Source organism: Agromyces laixinhei (assembly GCF_006337065.1).
GTDB classification, from domain to species: domain Bacteria; phylum Actinomycetota; class Actinomycetes; order Actinomycetales; family Microbacteriaceae; genus Agromyces; species Agromyces laixinhei.
This window is the reverse complement of sequence record NZ_CP040872.1, coordinates 2,298,631-2,321,314: the sequence shown is the minus strand read 5'-3', so window position 1 is coordinate 2,321,314 and position 22,684 is coordinate 2,298,631. Positions and strand designations below refer to the sequence as shown.

Here is a 22,684-nt window from a genome sequence, read left to right as displayed (position 1 = left end):
GGTCAGAGCACGCCGAGGTCGGCGAGCCGGTCGGCGATCGCCGAGCCGTCGCTCGCCGAGACCCAGGGCACGCTCGGAGCGTGCTGCTCGCCCTTGGTGCGGCCGCCGGCGAGCACGGCCTCGCCTGCGGAGAGTCGGCGGATCGCGACGGCGGCGACGTTCTCGGGATGCTCGAGCGCGAAACGCTCGTAGAGCTCTTCATCGTGCTGACCGTCATCGCCGATCAGGAGCCATCGGATGTCGGGGAACTCCTCGGCGAGCCTGCGGAGGTTCTCCTGCTTGTGCGCCCGGCCGCTTCGGAACCAGCGGTCGTGCGTCGGCCCCCAGTCGGTGAGGAGCAGGGGACCGACCGGATAGAGGTTGCGCGAGAGGAATCGCGTGAGCGTCGGTGCGACATTCCAAGCACCGGTCGAGAGGTAGATGACCGGCGACCCCGGGTGCGCGCGCACCAGTCGCTCGAACAGCACCGCCATGCCCGGGGTGGGGATTCGCGCGTGCTCGTCGAGCACGAAGGTGTTCCAGAAGGCGACGAACGGCCGGGGGAGTGCGGTGACCATCACCGTGTCGTCGACGTCGGAGATGACGCCGAACCCGACGTCCGGACCGACGATCCAGATCGGTGCCTCGACGGGTTCGGCCCCCTCGGTGTACAGGGTCGCACGGTGCCAACCGGGCTCGAGTTCGACGGGCACCTTCGTGTCGACCACCCCGCCGCGGTCGGCGAGCACTTCGATGCGGCTGCCGCCGACCTCGATCACGACGGGCACATCGCTGACCGGCACGCTCGTGAAGCTGCGCCATCCGCGGATGCCCTGTTCACGGCGGCGACGCCGCCGCTTCGACGTGTCATCGGGGTCGACCGGCCGACTGAGCAGGACGCGGCAGAGCACTCGAACCCATTCGGTGGAGCCGTAGCCGGTGTAGGGCACGACGGTCGGAACATGGCCTCGTCGTCGGGCCCAGCGGTCACGGATCTCGTGGATGCGGTCTTCGAGGCGCGCGGCACGATGCCGGACCTGATGCTCTCGTTGCCCGGCCGGAGTGGGGGAGCTCGCCGGCATCCACTCAGTCTGTCATGGGGCGGCGCCCCGGTGCGAAACGAGCGTGCCGTGGTCGGATGACGGGCGTCGCTCCGGGTAGAGTGGACGGGCAACTGAGGAGGTTCCGTGCCCAACGTCGACCTGATCCTGGGGGCCGATCCGCGACGGAGACGCTCGATCCGCACCGAACCGACCCAGCGACGCAGCACGCAGCGGCTCGACGCCCTGCTCGATGCCGCGGCCGAGATCGTCGACGAGTCCGGGTTCGAACGGCTGACCACGCAGATGGTCGCCGAACGTGCCGGCGCCTCGATCGGCACGGTGTACCGGTACTTCCCCGATCGCGTTGCCGTGCTGTACGCGCTCCGCGAACGTTCGGTCCGGCGCTTCCGCGAGCGCGTCGCCGACGACATGGAGGGCATCGAGCTGCTCCACTGGTGGCACGTCATGGATGTGGCGCTCGAAGCGGCGGCCGCGATGTATCGCGACGAACCGGGTTTCAGCGTCGTGCACGCTGGGCGCCGTGAGACCGCCGAGGGTGACATCGAACCCGAGCTCGCCCACCGCCTCGCGCGCCTCATCGAGGCCGAGTTCGGCGGCGACTCCGACCAGGCCGAGCTGCGCTTCCGCATCGGTGTCTCGATCGAGCTGGGCGATGCCCTCGTCAGCCGTGCATTCGAGCGGGATGTCGCGGGCGATGACCGGTACCTCGCTGAGGCGAAGCGCCTCGTGCGCGAGTACCTCACCGAACACCTCGGCGAGCCGGTCGCGGCCAGCCACGTCGCCTGACGCGCTGCGGGCGCGACGCGCCGAGTCGTGCTCGTTGCCCAGAGCTGCGAATGGTGTTTGGCTGGTATCCGGTCCGGCGAACGCCGGGCGTGGAATGAGGCAGCATGATCGAGTTCCGTGGCGTCACGAAGCAGTTCCCCGACGGCACCGTCGCCGTCTCGGGCGTCGACATCGTCATCCCGCCGCGGAAGACGACGGTCCTCGTCGGCTCTTCCGGCTCGGGCAAGACGACGCTCCTGCGCATGATCAACCGCATGGTGGATGCGACGTCGGGCCAGGTGCTCATCGACGGCACGGATGTCGCCACGCTCGAACCCGTCGGGCTTCGACGCGGTATCGGCTACGTGATGCAGAACTCGGGGCTGCTGCCGCACCGAAAGGTGATCGACAACGTCGCCACCGTGCCGATGCTCTGCGGCGAACGGAGGCGCGAAGCGCACGCTCGGGCGCTCGAACTGCTCGACACCGTGGGGCTCGACCGCTCGCTCGCCGATAAATATCCGAGCCAGCTCTCGGGTGGGCAGCAGCAACGCGTCGGCGTCGCACGCGGACTCGCCGTCGACCCCAACATCCTGCTCATGGACGAGCCGTTCGGAGCCGTCGACCCGATCGTGCGTGCCGAACTGCAGCGGGAGCTGCTGCGTCTGCAGGGCGAACTCGGCAAGACCGTCGTCTTCGTCACCCATGACATCGACGAGGCGTTCCTCCTCGGCGATCAGGTCGTGATCATGCAGCTCGGCGGTCAGATCTCGCAGGCCGCGTCACCGGCGGAGATCCTCGCGAATCCCGCCGACGACTTCGTCGCCGACTTCGTCGGGGCCGATCGCGGCAAGCGCGCCCTGCACGTGACCGAGGTCGACGGGCGCAGGCTCGTCGTCGACGACGACGGACGCCCCGCGGGAGTGCTCGCCTCGTGACCTGGTTCTGGGCGAACCTCGACCTGGTCGGCGAGCTGTTGCTCATCCACCTGGCATTGTCGGTGCCCGCGATCATACTGAGCTTCGTGATCTCCGTGCCGATCGGATGGCTCGCGCATCGCCACCAGTGGTCGCGCGGGGTGCTGCTCACGCTCTGCGGGCTCCTGTACGCGATCCCGTCGCTCGCGCTGCTCATCGCACTGCCGGTCGTCACCGGGCAGCGCACGACCTCCCCGATCAACCTCGTGGTCGCGTTGACGCTCTACGGCATCGCCGTGATCGTACGTACCGCCGCCGACGCGTTCGACGCGGTCGAACCCGACGTGCGGCAGTCGGCGACCGCGATCGGCTATTCGTCGACGGGCCGCTTCTGGGCGGTCGAGCTGCCGCTCGCCGGACCGGTGCTGCTCTCCGGACTCCGGGTCGTCATCGTGAGCACCGTGAGCCTCGCGACGATCGGCGCCGTCATCGGCGTGCAGAGTCTCGGCAGCCTCTTCACCGACGGGCTGCAGCGTGGTATCGAAGGCGAGATCGTGACGGGCATCGTTGCCACCATGGCCCTCGCGATCGGGCTCGACTGGGCGAGCGTGGCCCTCGGGCGGATGCTCATGCCGTGGTCGAGGCCGAAGGCGAAGACGGGCAGGGGTGCCGCGGCGACGACGCTCGTGAAGGAGGTCGACCGCTCGTGAACCTCGTGCTCGAGGCCATCGCCTGGATCATCGACCCCGCGAATTGGACCGGGGCCGGGAGCATTCCCGAGCGCATCGTGCAGCATCTCGCGATCTCGGTGATCGTGCTCGCCATCGCCGCGCTCATCGCGCTGCCGATCGGAGCGTTCGTCGGGCACACCGGGCGGGGCAGAGAGCTCACGGTGATGATCGCGGGCGGCCTCCGTGCGCTGCCCACCCTGGGCGTGCTGACCCTGTTCGGACTCTGGCTCGGCATCGGCCTGCGCGCACCGATCATCGCGCTCGTCATCCTCGCGATCCCGCCGCTGCTGGCGGGAGCGTACGCGGGTCTCGAATCCGTCGATCGGCGCACGGTCGACGCCGCGCGCGCCATGGGCATGCGCGAGCGGCAGATCGTCGGCAAGGTCGAACTCCCGCTCGGCATGCCCATCGTCGTGGGCGGCATCCGGTCTGCGACGCTGCAGATCGTCGCGACGGCGACGCTCGCAGCCTACATCGCCGATTTCGGCCTCGGCCGGTTCATCTTCGCGGGGCTGAAGACCCGCAACTACGACGAGATGCTCGGCGGTTCGATCCTCGTGATCCTGCTCGCTCTCGCGATCGACGGCGTCTTCGCCATCGTGCAGCGCCTCGTCGTGCCCGCCGGCGTGCGGGCGACCAGAACCAGACAGCTCCGCTCAGGGCCGACCCGGCCCCGAGCGGTCGTGGGGCAACCCGTCACCGAAGGGAATCGAGAATGAACATCACAGGAAAAGGCCGGCTCGTTGCACTCGCAGCGGTCGCGGTCGGGGCGACAGTGGCCCTGGCAGGGTGCGCGTCGGGTGATCCGCTGGAGAGCGGATCGGAAACCGGCGACGCTTCGTCCGAGGCGATCGTCGTCGGCTCGCAGGACTACTACTCCAACGAGATCATCGCCGAGATCTACGCACAGGCGCTCGAGGAGAACGGATTCACCGTCGATCGCCAGTTCCGCATCGGCCAGCGCGAGGTGTACATCCCCGAGATCGAGGCCGGCGAGATCGACGTCTTCCCCGAGTACACGGGCAACCTGCTGCAGTACTACGTGCCCGATACGACGGCCACGACGAGCGACGACGTGTACGCCGAGCTCGAGACTTCGCTGCCTGACGGACTGCGCGTGCTCGATCAGGCACCCGCCACCGACCAAGACTCCTACAACGTCACGAAGGAGTTCTCGGAGGCGAACGGGGTGACGAGTCTTGCCGACCTCGCGGGGGTCACGACTCCGCTGACTCTCGGCGGCAACTCCGAACTCGCGACACGCCCATACGGTCCCGATGGCCTCGAGTCGGTGTACGGCGTCGAGGTCGGGTTCACCCCGATCGAAGACAACGGCGGCCCGCTGACCATCAAAGCGCTCGAAGACGGCCAAGTGCAGCTCGTCAACATCTTCAGCGCCAACCCGGCGATCTCGACGAGCGACCTCGTGACGCTCGAAGACCCCGAAGGGCTCTTCCTGGCGTCGAACGTGGTGCCGGTCGTGAGTGAGAAGGTCACTGACGAGATGGCAGAGGTCGTCAACACCGTGAGCGCGGCGTTGACCGCCGACGACCTCGTGGCGCTCAACGCCTTGAGCGTCGACGAACAGCAGTCGGCCGAGCAGATCGCGACGGACTGGCTCGCCGAGAAGTCGCTCTTCTAGCGGTTCTTCGCGTCGAGGTTCGAAGGGTCGGATGCCGCGGTGTCCGGCCCTTCGCCGTCGGCGGGCACCCCGCCGTCGGCCTTCGACGACACCTGCTCCGGGGCATCCGTCGCCCTCATGTGCTTGGCCTCGGAGCGCACGAGGAGCTTCTTCACGCTCCAGACCGCCAGGAGGAAGAGTGCGATGACGCCGACGAACAGGTAGCCCGCCCAGTGCAGTTGCCCGCTCAGCTCCCGGTAGCTGCCCGCGGCCAGCCACCCGACCGTCACGTAGGTGAAGGCCCAGATGACGCATGCCGGCACCGTCCAGGCCATGAACCTGCGATATCGCATCGAACTCATGCCGACGGTGAGGGGGATGAGCGAGTGCAACACGGGGAGGAACCTCGAGATGAAGACGGCGGGGCCGCCGCGGCGTTCGAGGTATCGCCGGGCCTTCGCCCAATTCTCATCGCCGATCCTGCGCCCGACCCATGAGCGGTGGATGTGCGGACCGAACCACCGGCCGAGGGCGAAGCCGATGCTCTCACCGATGAGCGCGCCGACGATGACCGTGACCGTGAGCGCGAGGTACTCGCCGATGCCGCCGACGGCCGTCGAGGCGACGATCACGATCGTGTCGCCCGGTACGACGAGGCCGATGAGCACGGAGGTCTCGAGCAGTATGCCGATGCCGGCGATCAGCGTTCGGGCGATCGGTTCGACGGCCTGTACGGTGTCGAGGATCCAGTCGAGGATCTCGTTCATCGTTCGAGCGTAGCGACCCGCGCTGGACAACGGCATCACCCCGCGGAATGATTCGCTGCGAGCGCCTCGGAGCGTGGCCGGTCAGACGACCGCGCCGAGGGTGGCGACCAGGGCGACGACCGGCACGGCGACGATGACCGCGGCGGCCCACACCACGGCCGAGCCGGTCAGCGGCCCGGAGGGGCGCTGCGAATCGTCGAGGCGGGCGAGCCGTGCATCGAGCATCATCGCGTCGGGAACGACGCCGCCCGACTCGGAATACGCTCCGGGTTCGCCGTCGCTGCCCACCTGCAGCATCGCGCGACGAAGCGCGTCGTCATCCGCTTCGCGGCGGGCGCGGTCGTCGGCGAGCATCTCGGCGAGGAGCGCGACGGATCGCTCGGCGCGGTTGGCGATCGGGAACCAGGGCAGGGCGCTGTGCCAGGCTCGGAACGCCAGGAGCACGAGGTGGTGGAGCTGGTCGAGGTGCGCGCGTTCGTGCGCGATGACGGCGCGCAGCTCGGCCTCGTCGAGGGCGTCGACGAGGCCTTCGGTGAGCACGGTCGCCGTACGAATGCCCGGCACGCAGTAGGCGAGGGGAGCCGGATGGGCCAGTACCCGGGTGCTGGGCTGACCGGGCATCGGGTCGCTGAGCAGGTCGATGAGCTGGTGCTGGCGGCGGCGTTCGCGCTCGGCACGCACCGCGGTCAGCGCGAGGTTGAGGGCGAGGTGGAGCGCGAGCCCCGCTGCGAGGGTGAAGAGCCGCGAGGTGCACGACGCCGAATTCGGGCGGGATCGGGCCGAAGAACAGCCGGGGGAGGAGCGCTTCGGCGGCGCCCAGCAGCGAACCGGCCGGGGAGGCGCCGAAGACGAGCAGGCAGCCGATCATCGAGAGACCGCCGCCGAGCGCGATCGCCTGCCAGAGCGCGAGAGCGATCGCCGGCGATCGGGCGGGCCACGAGGCGCGCGAGAGCGCGAGGGGAACGGGCCAGGCGAGCAGGAGGGCGAACCCGCCGAGCAGTGCGGCGACGGCGAGCATCGTCAGGATCGGGGGAGGCCGTCGAGGATTCGCCGCAGCGTCGCGGCCTCTCCGGCACTCACCGTGCCGACGAATCGTGCGAGCGCGGCATCGCGATCGCTCGCGCGGTCGAGCACTTCGTGCATGAGCTCAGCGGTGTGCTCTTCACGGGTCAGGAGCGCCTGGTAGCGGTGGGGGCGGGTGTCGCGCGCGCGCGACACGAACCCCTTGCGCTCGAGTCGTGACAGCACCGTGAGCATCGTCGTCGTCGCGACGGAACGCCCGGGCTCGCCGCCGCGATGCGCGAGCTCATCGCGCAGTTCGTTCGCCGTGAGCTCGGCGTCGCGCGACCACAGCACCTCCATCACGGAGCGCTCCAGTTCGCCCAGACTCGCCATACGTCCAGATTACCGGCCGTCGGTGAAATGTTCTACTCTCGGTAGAAGAAAGTTCTACCGTGCGTAGAAACCGACCACGTCACGACACGATCGCGTGCGAAAGGGACCGCTCTTGAACGAGTTGCTGGATCCGCTGCTTCTCTCCCGGTGGCAGTTCGGGCTCACCACCGTCTACCACTTCCTCTTCGTGCCGATCACGATCGGACTCGCGACCTCGACGGCCGTCTTCCAGACGGCCTGGCACCGCACGGGGAAGGCCGAGTACCTGAGGATCACGAGATTCTTCGGCACGATCTTCCTCATCAACTTCGCGATGGGCGTCGTCACCGGCATCGTGCAGGAGTTCCAGTTCGGCATGAACTGGTCGGAGTATTCACGATTCGTCGGCGATGTCTTCGGCGCCCCGCTCGCGCTCGAGGGTCTGCTCGCCTTCTTCTTCGAGGCGACCTTCATCGGACTCTGGATCTTCGGCTGGGACAAGCTCCCGCGCGGACTCCACCTCGCCACCATCTGGTGCACCGCTATCGGCTCGATCGTCTCGGCGTATTTCATCATCGCCGCGAACGCGTTCATGCAGAACCCGGTCGGCTACGAGATGAACGTCGAGCGAGGCCGTGCCGAACTCGTCGACATCGGCGAACTGCTCGCCAATCCGGTCGCGCTCGCAGCGTTTCCGCATACGATCGCCGCGAGCTTCATGGTGTCGGCCGGTCTCATCATCAGCGCCGCCGCGTGGCACCTCGCCCGCAATCAGCACCTCGACACCATGCGTCCCGCCCTGAAGTTCGGCCTCTGGGTGATGGTCGGTTCCGGCATCCTCACGACCCTGTTCGGCGACCAGCTGAGCCTCGCCATGGTCGCGACCCAGCCGATGAAGATGGCGGCGGCCGAGGCGATGTACGACACGGCGTGCGGCGCGGACGCCTCCTTCTCGATCTTCACCCTCGGCACCCCCGACGGCTCGACCGAGCTCTTCTCGATCCGCGTGCCCTACCTGCTCTCGTTCCTGTCGACACACACCTTCGACGGCTGCGTCGAAGGCATCAACGATCTGCAGGCGCAGTACCAGGAGCTCTACGGACCCGGCGACTACACGCCGATCATCTGGGTCACGTACTGGTCGTTCCGCTGGATGATCGGCCTCGGGCTCGCCCACGTGCTCGTCGCCGTCGTCGGCCTCTGGCTGACACGTCGGGGACGGATGCCGAAGCAGACGTGGATCTGGAGGGTCGCCGTCTGGAGCTTCCCGCTCTCGCTCGCCGCGATGATCGTCGGCTGGGTCTTCACCGAGATGGGGCGTCAGCCCTGGATCGTGTTCAGCCTGCTGCCGACGGAATCGGCCGTCTCGCCGAACGTGACCGGACTCGACGTGCTCATCTCGCTCGTGGCGTTCACCCTCATCTACGGCGCCCTCGCCGTCGTCGAGGTGCGCCTCATCATCCGCGCCATCCGGAAGGGCCCGCCGGAAGTCGGCGAACCCGATCCCGAAACCGGCCGCGTCGAGCCCGCCTCGACGGTCTACTAGAAGGACACCGCCATGGATCTCACAGTGCTCTGGTTCTGGATCGTCGCGTTCCTCTTCGTCGGCTACTTCGTGCTCGACGGCTTCGACTTCGGCGTCGGCATGTCCCTCCCGTTCCTCGGCAGGGACGACACCGATCGCCGCGTGCTCATCAACACGATCGGCCCCGTCTGGGATCTCAACGAGACGTGGGTGATCGTCGCGGGAGCCTCGCTCTTCGCGGCGTTCCCCGAGTGGTATGCCACGCTCTTCTCGGGGTTCTACCTCGCATTGCTCCTCATCCTGCTCGCGCTCATCGCTCGCGGCGTCTCGTTCGAGTACCGCCATCAGCGACCCGAGTCGAAGTGGAAGAAGTGGTTCGACGGCATGATCGTCGTGGGCTCCGCCGTGCCGGCACTGCTCTGGGGCGTCGCGTTCGCGAACATCGTGCAGGGGGTGCCCCTCGACGCGGATCACAACTACACGGGCACGCTCTTCGATCTGCTGAACCCGTACGCGCTGCTCGGCGGTCTCACGACGCTGCTGCTCTTCTTCACCCACGGGGTCATCTTCGCCTCGCTGAAGACCGAGGGCGAGTTGCGCGAGCGCGCCCGGCGCCTCGCCGCGAAGTCGGGTCTCATCACGATCGTCGTCGCTGCCGCGTTCCTGCTCTGGACGGGTCTCGCATACGGCACACCCTGGTTCTGGATCCTCGCGGTCGTCGCCGCGATCGCATTGATCGGCGGATGGCTCGCCAACCTGCGCGGCGCGGAGGGCATCGCCTTCACCCTGCTGGCCGTCACGGTCGCGGCCGCGGTGTTCGCGCTCTTCGCCGCGTTGTTCCCCGACGTGATGCCGGCATCGAACGACCCGGCGAACAGCCTCACGATCGTGAACGCCTCGAGCTCGACGTACACGCTCACCGTCATGAGCTGGGTCGCCGTGGTCTTCCTTCCGCTCGTGCTCCTCTACCAGGGCTGGACGTACTGGGTCTTCCGCAAACGCGTCTCACGCGACACGATCGAGGCGGCTGCGCACTAGGTGAAACCGCTCGATCCGCGGCTCCTTCGCCGCTCCCGATCCGCCCGCCGCTTCATTGCCGCCGGCGGTGCCCTGGCGCTCGTGCAGAGCGGCGCCATCGTCGCGTTCGCGTGGGCGCTCGCCACCCTCGTGACGGGCATCCTCGACGGCAGGCGAATGCCCGAGGCCGTGTCGCTGCTCGTGCTGCTCGTCGCCGCGGCATCCGTTCGCGCCGCCGCCGCGTGGGCGTGGGACGTCGTGGGCACGGCCGGCGCCACCCGGGTGAAGGGTGAGCTGAGGCGCGAACTGCTCGAGGCGCTCGAGGCCGACCCGGAGGGGCTGCCCGGTTTTCCGACCGCGCGCATCGCGACGCTGCTCGGGCCCGGCCTCGACGCGCTCGACGCGTACTTCGGGCAGTATCTGCCGCAGCTCGTGTCGACGATCGTCGTCACGCCCGTGCTCGTCACGATGGCGTGGTTCGCCGACCCGCTCTCGGGGCTCGTGCTCGTCATCGTGCTGCCGCTCATCCCCGTGTTCATGGCGCTCATCGGCATGGCCACCCAGGTCGTGCAACGACGACAGTGGGAGAGTCTCGCGACACTCTCACGCGGCTTCCTCGAGGTCGTCGGCGGGCTGTCGACGCTGCTGCTCTTCCGTCGTGCCGAGCGGCAGACGGCACGGATCCGGGCCGTGACCGACGACTACCGCTCACACGCCATGAAAGTGCTGCGCATCACCTTCCTCTCGGGCTTCACCCTCGAATTCGCGGCGAGCCTCTCCGTCGCCCTCGTCGCCGTCTCGATCGGCCTGCGACTCGTCGTCGGCGACATGACCCTCATCGCGGGATTGTTCGTGCTCGTGCTCGCGCCCGAGGTCTTCCTCCCGCTCCGGAACGTCGGCGCCGCCTTCCACGCCTCGACCGAGGGAGTCGAAGCGTCGGTCGACGCGTTCGACCTGCTCGACGCGAGCGAGCGGGAGGGCCGGGCACCGGTATGCGATGACATCGGCGAGACCGACGGAACCGACGAGATCGCGGATGTCGGTGAGGGGCTGCGGCTCCGCGGCATCCGGGTCCTGCGCGGTGACCGGGTCGTGCTCGACGGCTTCGATCTCGAGGCGCATCGGGGCGAGCTCGTCGCGGTGATCGGGGCGAGCGGCTCGGGCAAGTCGAGCCTGTTCTCCGCGCTGCTCGGCTTCGCGGTGTTCGAGGGGGAGGCCCGACTCGATGGGGGAAGGCTCGGTGCACGCACCGGTGAGGGCGCGAGCAGCCGGTCGCAGATCGCGTGGTCGGGCCAGACGACGGCACTGCTCGCCGGCACGATCGCCTCGAACGTCAGGCTCGGCGACGAGCACGCCGACCCCGCGCTCTGCACTCGCGCCTGCCGGCTCGCGGGCGTCGACCTCGATCCCGAGTTGCGGCTCGGACCGGGTGGTTCCGGGCTCTCGGGCGGTCAGGCGCAGCGTGTCGCGACCGCTCGGGCGATCCATCGCCTGCTCGCTCGCGACGCCCCGCTGCTGCTCCTCGACGAGCCGAGTTCTGCGCAGGACGCCGGCCGCGAGTCCGAGCTCGGCAGCGCGCTCCTCGAGCTCGTCGCGGAGGGACGGATCGTCGTCGTGTCGACCCATCGCGCGGCACTCGCCGACGACGCCGACCGCGTGATCGAGTTGGAGGCGGCCCGTGTCTGATCCGGCCCGTGACATCCTGCGCCGTGCCATTCCGAACTGGCGCCGGTTCGCCCCTGCTGTGCTGTTCGGCATCGGTTCGGCCGGATCGAGCGTCGTCCTGCTCGCCTGTTCGGCCTGGTTGATCGCGCGTGCGGATGAGCAGCCCCCCGTGCTGTACCTCTCGATGGCGATCGTGGGTGTTCGTGCGTTCGCGCTCGGCCGCTCGGTGTTCCGCTACCTCGAGCGACTGAGCGGCCACGACGCCTCGTTCAGGCAGCTCGCTGCGATCCGCTCGGACGTGTTCGAGCGCATGCTGCCGGTCGCCCCCGACGGCATCGCGTCCGTGCGACGAGGCGATCTGCTCGATCGATTCGTGAGCGATGTCGACGAGCTGCAGAACGTGCCGTTGCGGGCGGTGCAGCCGCTCGTGAGCGCGGCGATCGTGCTCGCGGCCGCCGTCGTCGGCATCGGGTTCATCGCACCGCAGTCGGCGCTCGCGGTGCTCGTCTGCCTCGTCGTGGGCATCGGCGGCGCGCTTCTCGTGCAGCAGCGTGCGCTCGCCCGGGCCGAGCGCACGACGGCGCCGCTTCGCGGCGAACTGCAGGCGGCGGTCGTCGAGTACGTGCAGACGCTCGACGTGCTCGTGGCCTTCGATGCCGCGGCAGTCGGTCGTCGGCGCATCGACGAACTCGGTGATCGGTATGCGCGAGCGACGCGCACGCGCGCGGCAGCCACGGGCGTCGCGGCAGCGGCGATGAGCACGATCGGCGGCTTCGCCGTGGCCGCGAGCCTCGCGGCGGCGGTGCCGCTTCTGCACGACGGCCGCATCGACGGCCCGACCTTCGCCATGCTCTGCCTCGTGCCGCTCGCGATCGCAGAGGTCGCGACGGCCGTGCCGCTCGCCGCATCGTCGCTCCGACTCGCGCGGGCGAGCGCCACGCGAGTCGCGAGCGCCGTGCCCGACACGGTGCCGGCCGGCATCCCCCTGGCGCCGGTGGCGCCGGCCGCGCCGCCGGCGTCCGATCGGCCGCCGATGATCGAGCTGCGCGGGGTGCGTGCGAGCTGGCCGCCGACGGCCGCCGATGGCGCCGGAGGCGTCACCGCGGACGGCACGGGAGCAGCGCTGGACCGCGTCGACCTCACGATCGCACCCGGCGAACGCCTGCTCGTCCGCGGTGGATCCGGCGCGGGCAAGACCACGCTCGCCCACGTGCTGGTTCGGTTCCTCGACTACGCGGGCTCGTACCGGCTCGGCGGCGTGGAAGCCTCGACACTCGATCCTGCCGAGGTGCGCGGCCTCGTGGGCCTCGTCGAGCAGCGACCGTGGCTCTTCGACGAAGATGTCCGCCAGAACCTCATCTTCGCGCGCGACACGGCGAGCGACGACGAACTGCTCGAGGTGCTGGGCCGGGTGGGCCTGCGCGACTGGGTCGATGAGCGCGGCGGACTGGGCGCGAAGGTGGGCGAGCGCGGCGCCCTCGTCTCGGGTGGGCAGGCGCAGCGCATCGCACTGGCCCGCGCGATGCTCGCCCGCTTTCCGGTGCTCGTGCTCGACGAACCGACGGCGAGCGTCGACCCCGCGCATGCCGACGCACTGCTGCGCGATCTGACCGACGCCGCGACTCGCACCGGCTGCAGTGTGGTGCTCATCTCGCATGCTCCGGTCGACCGGTCACTCGTCGATCGCGTGGTGACGATCGAACACGGCCGTCTGCCGGCGTTCCCGTCTGCCGGCGTTCCGGGCGGCGCACAGCCCTGATTAGGCTGAGGGGATGCCGCGTCGCCTCCGCCACCGCACTCTGCCGGGGTGGCGCGAACCCGACGCGGTCTTCACCGCGCTGTACGCCGAGTCGACGCACGTCGTATGGCTCGACGGCGGCGCAGACGCCTCGTCGGGCGCGAGCGTGCTCGCGGTCGCGAACCCGGGCTCCGAGTTCGTGACGGCCGACGCGCTCCGGGGCACCGTGACCCGGTCGCTGCCTCTCGCCGACGGGGCCGTGCGGGCCCCGGTCACGACCTCGGGATCGATCTTCGAGGTGCTCGGCAGGGTGCTCGGCGAAGGTCGACCGGTCGCGGGCGCGAGCGCACTCGACGAGGCCGACGCATTCGCCGACTGCCCCCTGCCCCTCGGCTGGTTCGGCTGGTTCGGCTACGAGCTCGGAGCGCAGCTGAACGAGGTGGCGATCGCCGAGGCCGAGACTCCGGATGCCGCGTTCCTGTTCATCGACCGGGCGCTCGTGTTCGATCACGGCGCGCGTTCGATGCGGCTCGTCTGGCTGGTCGACGGCGACGGCGACGGCGACGATGTCGAGGACGCAGCTGCGCCCGTCGCCGGCTGGGACGAGGAACTCGCCCGTGCCGTCGACGGGCTCGACGCGTCATCCGTGCCGGGGGACTCGGCCGCGCAGGTGACCGCAGACGCGCGTCGAGCCGTCGGATCGGCACGTTGGCGCCACGACCCGGAGCGGTACACGGGGCTCATCGCGGAGTGCCAGGCTGCGATCGTGCGCGGCGACGCCTACCAGCTCTGTCTCACGAACCGGATCGACGTCGACGTGCACCCCGACCCCGCCACCGCCTACCTGGCGCTGCGGGCCTCGAGCCCGAGCCATCACGGCGGTTACGTGCGTTTCGGCGACGTCGCGCTGCTCAGCGCTTCGCCCGAGCAGTTCCTCCGCGTCGACTCCGGCGGGTTCGTCACGACGAAGCCGATGAAGGGCACTCGGCCGCGAAGCGGCGATCCCGTCGCCGACGAGGCGCTCCGCCGCGAGCTCGTCGAGAGCGAGAAGGAGCGCGCGGAGAATCTCATGATCGTCGATCTGATGCGCAACGATCTCGGCCGCATCGCCGAGCTCGGCACGGTCGAGGTGCCGTGGTTGCTCGAGGTCGAGCAGTACGCGCACGTGCACCAACTCGTCTCGACGGTGACCGCGCGGCTGCGGCATCCGCTCACCGCGCTCGATGTCGTGGAGTCGGCGTTCCCTGCCGGCTCCATGACCGGGGCTCCGAAGCGCAGCGCCATGACGATCCTGCACGAGCTCGAGCAGGGGCCCCGGGGTGTCTACTCCGGTGCGTTCGGGTACCTCGGCGTCGACGGCAGCGCCGATCTGGCCATGGTGATCCGCTCGATCGTGCTCACCCCGCGAGGTGCCTCGATCGGCACCGGCGGCGGCATCACCGCGCTCTCGGTCGCAGCCGAGGAGATCGAGGAGACCCGCGTCAAGGCACGCGCACTGCTCGCAGTTCTCGGCGCGGGCCGCGACTCGGAGTGAGTAGTCTTGATGTCCGAGTACGCCGCGATCCGGCGTGCCCGAAACCCCTCCCCGAGCGACACACGATTGAGAGTCACGTGGCACACGACCAGGACCCAGCGCACGCCGATGCCGGCGCGTACGACTTCGCCGCCATCCAGGCGAAGTGGCTTCCCGTGTGGGACGAGTCCGAACCCTTCCGTGCAGGTCGCGCCGGCGACACGCGGCCGCGCAAGTACGTGCTCGACATGTTCTCCTACCCCTCCGGCGACCTGCACATGGGTCACGCCGAGGCGTTCGGCTACGGCGACACCGTCGCGAGGTACTGGCGTCACCAGGGGTTCGATGTGCTGCACCCCGTCGGCTGGGACTCCTTCGGCCTGCCTGCCGAGAACGCCGCCATCAAGCGCGGCGTCGACCCGCGCGCGTGGACCTACGAGAACATCGAGCAGCAGAAGCGCGCCTTCCGGCAATATGCGCCGTCGTTCGACTGGTCGCGGGAGCTGCACACGAGCGACCCCGAGTACTACAAGTGGAACCAGTGGCTCTTCCTGAAGCTCTACGAGCAGGGCATCGCGTACCGCAAGGCGGGCCAGGTCAACTGGTGTCCGAACGACCAGACCGTGCTCGCCAACGAGCAGGTCGTCGACGGCCACTGCGAGCGCTGCGGCGCGGTCGTCACGAAGAAGGCCCTCACGCAGTGGTACTTCCGGGTCACCGACTACGCCGACCGGCTGCTCGACGACCTCAACCAGCTCGAGGGCGCCTGGCCGGCGAAGGTGCTGTCGATGCAGCGCAACTGGATCGGCCGCTCGTCCGGCGCCGACGTGGAGTTCGAGATCGAGGGGCGCGAAGAGCGCATCCCGGTCTTCACGACTCGCCCCGACACCCTCTTCGGCACGACGTTCATGGTCGTCGCGCCCGACTCCGAGCTCGCGGCAGAGCTCGCGGGCGGAGCCTCGGCCGAGGTGGGCGCACGCTTCCAGGACTACCTCGACTCGGTCCGTGCCGAGAGCGACATCGACCGGCTCTCGACCGACCGGCCGAAGACGGGCGTCTTCCTCGAGCGCTACGCGATCAACCCGGTCAACGGCGAGCGGCTGCCGATCTGGGCCGCCGACTACGTGCTCGCCGACTACGGGCACGGCGCGATCATGGCCGTACCGGCACACGACCAGCGCGACCTCGACTTCGCTCGGGCCTTCGACCTGCCGGTGCGGGTCGTCGTCGACACGAATGCCCCGGTCACCGGCGTCATCCCCGTCATCCCGCTCGACGAGAACGGCGACCCGGTGCTGCCCGACGACCTGCCCGTCGAAGACCCCGCGTCGACCGGCATCGCGCTCGCGGGCGAGGGCCGGCTCATGAACTCGGGTCCGCTCGACGGGCTCTCCAAGTCCAACGCGATCCGCCGGGTGACCGAGATCCTCGCCGAGCGCGGCCTCGGCCGTTCGTCGAAGAACTACCGCCTGCGCGACTGGCTGATCTCCCGTCAGCGCTACTGGGGCACGCCGATCCCGATCATCCACTGCCCGACGTGCGGTGAGGTGCCGGTTCCCGAGGCCGAACTGCCGGTGCGACTGCCCGATGCCGCGGGGCTCGACCTGAAGCCGAAGGGCAAGAGCCCGCTCGGAGCAGCCGAGGAGTGGGTCAACGTCGACTGCCCGAACTGCGGCGGTGCCGCCCAGCGCGACTCCGACACGATGGACACGTTCGTCGACAGTTCGTGGTACTACCTGCGCTACCTCGACCCGAACAACGACGAGCGCGCGTTCGATCCGGCCGAGGCCGAGAAGTGGCTGCCCGTCGACCAGTACGTCGGCGGGGTCGAGCACGCGATCCTGCACCTGCTCTATTCGCGGTTCATCACGAAGGTGCTCTTCGATCTCGGGTACCTGAGTTTCACCGAACCGTTCACCTCGCTCCTGAACCAGGGCATGGTGATCCTGAACGGCGCGAAGATGTCGAAGTCGAAGGGCAATCTCGTCGAGTTCGCGAGCGAGCTCGCGGCCCACGGCGCCGATGCACTGCGGGTCACGCTCGCGTTCGCCGGTCCGCCGGAAGACGACATCGACTGGGCGGATGTCTCGCCGGTCGGTTCCGCGAAGTTCCTGGCGCGTGCCTGGCGCATCTCGGGCGAGGTCACCTCGACCCCCGATGTCGAATGGAAGACGGGCGACATCGCCTTGCGCCGCATCACGCATCGACTGCTGGCGGATGCTCCGGCGCTCGTCGAGGCGTTCAAGTTCAACGTCGTGGTTGCACGGCTCATGGAACTCGTCAACGCGACGCGCAAGACGATCGACTCCGGCGCGGGTGCCGGCGATGCCGCGGTGCGCGAGGCATCGGAGGTCACTGCGATGATCCTCGACCTCTTCGCACCGTTCGCCGCGGAAGACATGTGGCAGCGACTCGGCTATGAGCCGTCCGTCGCGCTCGTGCCGTGGCGCAAGGCCGATCCCGCGCTCCTCGTCGAGGAGTCGGTGACGGCCGTCGTACAGGTCGACGGAAAGGTGCGCGATCGCCTCGAAGTGTCGCCAAAGGTCTCGGGCGCCGAGCTCGAGGCGATGGCGCGTGCCTCGGCGGCGGTCGCCCGCGCCGTCGGTGAGCGCGAGGTCGTGAACGTGATCGTCCGCGCTCCGCGCCTCGTGAACATCGCGACGAAGGCCTGATCGACCGTGAGTGACCCGGGCACCGAGGCGGAACCGGCATCAGGCCGATTCGCCGGCCTCGTCGTCGGGGCGTATGCGGCGTCGCCCGCGCACCGCTCATGGGATCCGGTCGTCGAGTCCGAGTTCTTCGAGGCGTTGGCCGCGACAGCCGGTGTCGGGGCGCTGGAGCTGCCGTGGTCGGGCAGCATCCATCCGCACGATGACGGCTGGCTTCATCGCCGGTTCCCTGCGGCGCTCCGGGCCGTCGTGACCGACATCCCGTTCACGATGGGCCGGATCGCGACGGCACCGGAGTACGGTCTCGCGTCCGTCGAGGCCGGCGGTCGCCAGGCCGCCGTCGCCGAGGTCCGTCGGCTGCTCGACGGCGTGCGCGCGTTCGACCATGCGCAGGCCCGACCGGTCGTGGGTGTCGTCGAGCTGCACAGCGCGCCGAGGGGTGCGCGGGGCAGCGCCGATGCGCTCGCCCGGTCTCTCGACGAGATCGCCGCGTGGAACTGGGGCGACGTCGAGCTCGTGCTCGAGCATTGCGACGCATGGCGGGAAGGCCGGGCGCCGGAGAAGGGCTTCCTCGATCTGGCAGACGAGCTCGACGCGATCGAGCGCTCGGGTGCCGACATCGGTGTCTCGCTCAACTGGGGACGCTCGGTCATCGAGGGGCGCACGACCGATACGGCGGTGGAGCACGCGCGTCTGGCGGCCGGACGCGGGCTTCTGAAGGGGTTCATCGCTTCGGGCGTGGCCGATACCGACACCGAGTTCGGGCCCGCCTGGATCGATGCGCACCTGCCGTTCGCTCCGTCGCCGCAGATCCTGCATGGCACGACGAGTTCGCTGATGACCGAGCGGGCCGTCGCCGACGTCGTGACGGCTGCGGGCCGGCTCGAGTGGGCCGGCGTGAAGGTCGGTTGTGCCCGCGCCGACGCGCCGCTCGCGGAACGGGTGGCGTTGGTGGCCGAGGCCGTCGCCGTCATGAACCGGATCCTGGCCGACGACACGCGCTGAGCGACTCCTCCTCGACAGGGTGCGGATGTCACGCCGGTTTCACTGGGCGCGTCAGACTTCGCCTCGAGTGATGCCGGTCGATCTAGCGTGCCAGCATGCCCGCACGCGACGCCGTCGACCCGCTCGCGGCACTCGACCCGTCGGCGCGCCGAGCCGGCCCGCGGGTGCGGGTTGCGGTCGGTGCGGCCGTCGTGCTGTTCGTGATGGCAGTGGCGGTCGCAGCTCTGCTGTCGTTCAGCGGGGGCGGCGGCGGTGAGCAGGCACGAATCGAGGCATCCGGCGCCGGGCGAGCGGATGCATCGACCGACCCGCCGTCGCAAGCGGCGTCACCGTCCGTGCTCGTGCACGTGCTCGGCGCGGTCGCGCGCCGGGCCTCGTCGAACTCGCGACCGCGCCCGGGTGGTCGACGCGGTCGCGGCGGCCGGCGGGTTCACGGCCGAGGCAGATCCCGCCGGCGTGAACCTCGCGCGCCCGCTCGTCGACGGCGAGCAGCTCGTCGTTCCGGTACCGGGTCAGGCCCAACCGCCCGCCGAGGCCGGTGGTGTCGCCTCGGGGCCGGGCGGTGCCGACGGGCTCGTGCATCTGAACTCCGCGGGCATCACCGAACTCGAGACGCTCCCGCGCATCGGCCCGGCGCTCGCCCAACGGATCATCGACTGGCGCGAAGCCAACGGGCCGTTCACCTCCGTCGACCAGTTGCTCGACGTGGCCGGCATCGGCGACGCCGTGTTCGCGGGCCTCGAGCAACTCGTGGCGCCCTGAAGTGCACGACGTGCGACTGCTCGTGCCCGCGACCTTCGCGTGGGTGGCCGGTTGGTGCGCCATCGGCATTCCCGGCGGTGCTGAGAGCTCCTGGGGCCTCGCGTGGGGCCTCTGGGCGGGGGCGGGCCTCGCAGCCGGCGTCGCAGTCGCTGCTGCCGTGCGCGGGCGGTGCCGATTCGTCTCGAAGGGCGAGCGCGCCGTCGCCGCGCCGATCGTACGGCTCTCGGCGACGGGACTCGTCATACTGTCGGCCGGAGCACTGGTGACGAGCGCCGCGGCCCTCGGGCTCGACGCGCGCGAAGGTTCTCGGCTCGCCGACGCGGCACAGAATCACCGCAGCGTGAGCGCCGTGATCGAACTCACCGGCGCTCCCCGAGCGATGCGGGCGGGCTGGTTCACCGATGGTGAGGCGCCGGCGCTTCGGGTCGAGGGCCGGGCGATCTCCGTCGACGGTGCTGCAGTGCGCGCGGTGCCGGTGACGGCGGTGATGTCGCTGCCGGCCTCGCAGTTGCAACTCGGTGCTCGCGTCGCGGTCACGGCGAGGGTCACGGCCCTGCCCGCCGAAGAGGGGGCGGCCTTCCGGCTCCGACTTGCCGGCGAGGTCGGCTCGATTGCCGGGCCGCCCCCGTGGATCGCCTGGACCGTGGGTCTGCGCACGGGCTTCGCCGAGGCGGCGCGCTCGCTCGACGGTGACGGCGGGGCGCTCGTACCCGGGCTCGCGATCGGTGACACGAGCGCGGTCGACGAAAGCCTCGACGCGGCGATGAAAGCGTCGTCGCTCAGCCATCTGACCGCCGTCTCCGGCGCGAACTGCGCCATCGTCACGGCCGCGGCCTTCGCGTTCGCCGCGCTGCTCGGATTGCCTCGTCTCGTGCGAGCGGCGATCGCGTTCACCGCCCTCGCGGGATTCGTCGTGCTCGTCACGCCCGAGCCGAGCGTCGTTCGAGCCGCGGCGATGGCCGTCGTCGTACTCCTGGCGGTCGCGGCCGGCCGGCCGGGCGGGCCGGCCGCCGCACTGTCGGTCGCCGTCATCGTGCTGCTCGTGGTCGACCCCTGGTATGCCCGCGACTACGGGTTCGCGCTGTCGGTGTTCGCGACCGCCGGCCTGTTGCTGCTCGCGCGGCCGCTCACCGAAGCGCTGGCACGGTGGATGCCCGTGCCGATCGCCGCCCTCATCGGCGTTCCGCTCTCGGCCCAGCTCGCGTGCCAGCCCGTGCTCGTGCTGCTCGACCCGGCGATCGCCCTGTACGGAGTGCCGGCGAACCTGCTGGCGGCGCCGGCAGCGCCCGTCGGCACGGTCGTCGGACTCATCGGCTGCCTGCTCCTCCCGGTACTGCCATCAGTCGGTTTCGCGTGCCTGCAGTTCGCGTGGCTCCCGGCGTCGTGGATCGCGCTGCTTGCCCGGGCGTCATCGGCGATGCCCGCGTCGCGTCTCGAGTGGCTGCCCGACGCCCCGGGCGCCCTGCTCCTCGCGGCGTGCACGGCCGTCACGCTCTGGCTCGCGCTCGGCTCACGCCGTCGCGGCCCGCTCCGCGGTATCGCCGCTGCGGTGCTGCTCGTCGCGATCGCAGTCCCGGTCGGCCTCTTCGCAGGCCGGCCGCTCGTCGGCGCAGCGACTCGGCCTTCAGACTGGGATGTCGCCGCGTGCGACGTGGGGCAGGGTGACGCGATCCTCCTGCGCACGAGAGCGGCGACGGCGCTCATCGACACCGGTCCGGAGCCCGCCGCACTGTCTCGCTGCCTGACCCTGCTCGGCATCGCTCGAATCGACCTGCTCGTGCTGACGCATTGGGATGCCGACCACGTCGGGGGAGTCTCGGCGGTCGCCGGCCGGGTCGACACCGTCCTCCACGGGCCGCTCGACGGCGATCGATCGGCTCGGGCCCTGCATCAGCTCGTCGAGGCCGGCGCCGAACCGGTCGAGGTCGTGGCGGGCTTCGGCGGCACGTTCGGCGATGCCCGGTGGCGCGTGCTCTGGCCGACGCCGGGCGCCGAGCCGGGCAACGACGCGAGCATCGTGCTCGACGTCACCACGCCGCGCTACCGCGGCGCCTTTCTCGGCGACCTCGGTGAAGGGGCGCAGGATCGTCTGCTCCGCTCCGCCGACATCGGTCGGGTCGATCTCGTGAAGGTCGCGCACCACGGGTCGGCCGACCAGAGCGAGCGCCTGTACGACGAGCTCGGCGCGACTGCGGGGGTCGTGGGCGTCGGGAGCGAGAACAGCTACGGCCACCCGACCGATCGGCTTCTCGATCTGCTGCGCGCCGAGGGCACGACGGTCGTGCGAACCGACCGCTCGGGCACCGCGCTGCTGACGGCCGACGGAGACGGGTTCCGGGTGTGGAGCGAGCGCGGGAACGCAGGCGCCGGTGTCGCCGGCGGCCCGTAGACTCGATGCGACGAACGGGAGGTGCGGTGGCATCGCGCACAGGCGCATCGCGCACAGGCGCATCGCGCACAGGGGGTTCACGCTCCGGGGCATCGCCCAAGACGAAGGCGGTGATCCCGCAACTCGCGTGGCATGCGATTCGGCCCGCGCCCGTTGTGCTCGTCACGGGGGCCGAAGACGTGCTCGCCGAGCGGTCGATCACGATGTTGCGCGACTTCCTGCGCGGCGAAGATCCCGCTCTCGAAGTGAGCGACCTCGAAGCCGACGGCTATCGACGCGGCGAGCTCATGACGCTCGCGAGTCCCTCGTTGTTCGGTGAGCCGCGCCTCATCCGGGTGAGCGGCGTCGAGCGTGCGAGCGACGACTTCCTGCTCGACGCACTCGAGTACCTCGAGCAGACCGCCGAGTCGACGACACTCGTGCTGCGCCACCGCAACGGCGTGCGCGGCAAGAAGCTCCTCGACGCGATTCGCGGCGGGGGTGGGGGCGGCATCGAGATCGTCTGCGCCGAACTCAAGAAGGACGCCGAGAAGCAAGAGTTCGCAGCAGCCGAGTTCCGTGCCGCCGGCCGCAAGATCAGCCCCGGTGCGCTGCGGGCTCTCGTCGGGGCGTTCAGCGACGACCTGCGCGAACTCTCGGCCGCCTGCCGGCAGCTGCTCGCCGACGCGCCATCCGACATCACCGAGGCCGTCGTCGCACGCTACTACGGCGGTCGGGTCGAGACCAACGCCTTCGCGGTCGCCGACGCCGCGATCGCCGGCAGGCATGGCGAGGCGCTCATCGCACTCCGTCACGCGCTCGACAGCGGTGCCGACGCGGTGCCCTTGGTCGCCGCGTTCGCCATGAAGGTGCGCACCATGGCCAAGGTGTCGGGCGCCCGCGGCGGTGGGGCTCAGCTCGCCGGCTCGCTCGGGCTCGCTCCGTGGCAGGTCGACCGCGCCCGGCGCGATCTCGCGGGCTGGACCGACGAGGGGCTCGGCCGCGCGATCGAGGCGCTCGCTGCCACGGATGCCGCGGTCAAGGGCGCCGAGCGCGATCCCGTGTTCGCCCTCGAGCGACTCGTCGGCGTCATCTCCTCGCGCGGGCGAGACTAGCGTCTCGCGACTGACCGGCAGGCCCGCCCACATCCTCCCGGTGTCGCGCCCGCGGCATGACGAAGGCCTCGACACATTCGTGCCGAGGC

At 70.1% G+C, this 22,684-nt stretch carries 19 protein-coding genes; 15 read left to right on the top strand and 4 right to left on the bottom strand.

The genetic code is table 11. From position 1 onward, the window contains the following. Positions 1–2 precede the first annotated feature (2 nt). Positions 3–1,061, bottom strand: a complete 1,059-nt coding sequence (locus tag FHG54_RS10955) for an App1 family protein (RefSeq protein WP_139417304.1) — start codon at positions 1,059–1,061, stop codon at positions 3–5. Positions 1,062–1,166: 105 nt separating this feature from the next. On the opposite strand from FHG54_RS10955, the gene FHG54_RS10950 reads away from it, so the two are divergent. The 5 genes from FHG54_RS10950 to FHG54_RS10930 all read left to right on the top strand — a co-directional run bounded on the left by FHG54_RS10950 (position 1,167) and on the right by FHG54_RS10930 (position 5,098). After that, positions 1,167–1,829 carry a TetR/AcrR family transcriptional regulator gene (locus FHG54_RS10950; RefSeq protein ID WP_139417303.1) on the top strand — a complete coding sequence of 221 codons (663 nt, stop codon included), beginning with the start codon at positions 1,167–1,169 and terminating at the stop codon, positions 1,827–1,829. Positions 1,830–1,933: 104 nt separating this feature from the next. Next, positions 1,934–2,746 (top strand): ABC transporter ATP-binding protein, encoded by an 813-nt coding sequence (locus tag FHG54_RS10945; protein ID WP_139417302.1) that lies wholly within the window; start codon positions 1,934–1,936, stop codon positions 2,744–2,746. Then, on the top strand, positions 2,743–3,435 hold the full coding sequence (locus FHG54_RS10940) for an ABC transporter permease (protein WP_139417301.1): 693 nt from the start codon (positions 2,743–2,745) through the stop codon (positions 3,433–3,435). Before FHG54_RS10945 ends, FHG54_RS10940 begins: the two co-directional genes overlap by 4 nt. After that, the gene (locus FHG54_RS10935; protein WP_233437753.1) at positions 3,360–4,175 is read left to right on the top strand and encodes an ABC transporter permease; all 816 of its coding nucleotides are present in this window, start codon (positions 3,360–3,362) and stop codon (positions 4,173–4,175) included. Before FHG54_RS10940 ends, FHG54_RS10935 begins: the two co-directional genes overlap by 76 nt. Beyond that, positions 4,172–5,098, top strand: a complete 927-nt coding sequence (locus tag FHG54_RS10930; RefSeq protein WP_139417299.1) for an ABC transporter substrate-binding protein — start codon at positions 4,172–4,174, stop codon at positions 5,096–5,098. Before FHG54_RS10935 ends, FHG54_RS10930 begins: the two co-directional genes overlap by 4 nt. On the opposite strand, the gene FHG54_RS10925 is transcribed toward FHG54_RS10930, so the two are convergent. From FHG54_RS10925 to FHG54_RS10915, 3 genes are all read right to left on the bottom strand, one after another. Beyond that, complete coding sequence (locus FHG54_RS10925) at positions 5,095–5,844, bottom strand: DedA family protein (RefSeq protein WP_139417298.1); 750 nt, start codon at positions 5,842–5,844, stop codon at positions 5,095–5,097. The genes FHG54_RS10930 and FHG54_RS10925 overlap by 4 nt on opposite strands. Before the next feature lie 81 nt (positions 5,845–5,925). Further along, positions 5,926–6,525 carry a M56 family metallopeptidase gene (locus FHG54_RS16795; protein ID WP_233437752.1) on the bottom strand — a complete coding sequence of 200 codons (600 nt, stop codon included), beginning with the start codon at positions 6,523–6,525 and terminating at the stop codon, positions 5,926–5,928. A 339-nt stretch (positions 6,526–6,864) separates the two neighbouring features. Continuing rightward, positions 6,865–7,239 (bottom strand): BlaI/MecI/CopY family transcriptional regulator, encoded by a 375-nt coding sequence (locus tag FHG54_RS10915; protein ID WP_139417297.1) that lies wholly within the window; start codon positions 7,237–7,239, stop codon positions 6,865–6,867. Between the two features lie 112 nt (positions 7,240–7,351). Between FHG54_RS10915 and FHG54_RS10910 the strand changes: the two genes are divergently transcribed. The 10 genes from FHG54_RS10910 to holA all read left to right on the top strand — a co-directional run bounded on the left by FHG54_RS10910 (position 7,352) and on the right by holA (position 22,595). Then, on the top strand, positions 7,352–8,764 hold the full coding sequence (locus FHG54_RS10910; protein WP_139417296.1) for a cytochrome ubiquinol oxidase subunit I: 1,413 nt from the start codon (positions 7,352–7,354) through the stop codon (positions 8,762–8,764). Positions 8,765–8,776: 12 nt separating this feature from the next. Beyond that, on the top strand, positions 8,777–9,781 hold the full coding sequence (gene cydB, locus FHG54_RS10905) for a cytochrome d ubiquinol oxidase subunit II (RefSeq protein ID WP_139417295.1): 1,005 nt from the start codon (positions 8,777–8,779) through the stop codon (positions 9,779–9,781). Next, positions 9,782–11,446, top strand: a complete 1,665-nt coding sequence (gene cydD, locus FHG54_RS10900; protein WP_139417294.1) for a thiol reductant ABC exporter subunit CydD — start codon at positions 9,782–9,784, stop codon at positions 11,444–11,446. Next, positions 11,439–13,184, top strand: a complete 1,746-nt coding sequence (gene cydC, locus FHG54_RS10895) for a thiol reductant ABC exporter subunit CydC (protein WP_139417293.1) — start codon at positions 11,439–11,441, stop codon at positions 13,182–13,184. Before cydD ends, cydC begins: the two co-directional genes overlap by 8 nt. A 13-nt stretch (positions 13,185–13,197) precedes the next feature. Then, positions 13,198–14,697: an anthranilate synthase component I family protein gene (locus FHG54_RS10890; protein WP_139417292.1), complete on the top strand. Its 1,500-nt coding sequence runs from the start codon at positions 13,198–13,200 to the stop codon at positions 14,695–14,697. A 77-nt stretch (positions 14,698–14,774) separates the two neighbouring features. Then, a complete protein-coding gene (gene leuS, locus FHG54_RS10885; protein ID WP_139417291.1) occupies positions 14,775–17,348 on the top strand; it encodes a leucine--tRNA ligase in 2,574 nt (857 codons plus the stop codon). Positions 17,349–17,354: 6 nt separating this feature from the next. Then, positions 17,355–18,350, top strand: coding sequence for a DUF4862 family protein (locus FHG54_RS10880; protein ID WP_139417290.1), 996 nt, complete (start codon positions 17,355–17,357; stop codon positions 18,348–18,350). A gap of 399 nt (positions 18,351–18,749) precedes the next feature. Further along, positions 18,750–19,112 (top strand): ComEA family DNA-binding protein, encoded by a 363-nt coding sequence (locus FHG54_RS16790; protein WP_233437751.1) that lies wholly within the window; start codon positions 18,750–18,752, stop codon positions 19,110–19,112. Between the two features lies 1 nt (position 19,113). Beyond that, positions 19,114–21,501, top strand: coding sequence for a ComEC/Rec2 family competence protein (locus tag FHG54_RS10870; protein WP_139417289.1), 2,388 nt, complete (start codon positions 19,114–19,116; stop codon positions 21,499–21,501). 5 nt (positions 21,502–21,506) lie between these two features. Next, entirely contained in the window at positions 21,507–22,595 is a 1,089-nt protein-coding gene (holA, locus tag FHG54_RS10865) for a DNA polymerase III subunit delta (protein WP_139417288.1), read from the top strand. Positions 22,596–22,684: the final 89 nt, after the last annotated feature.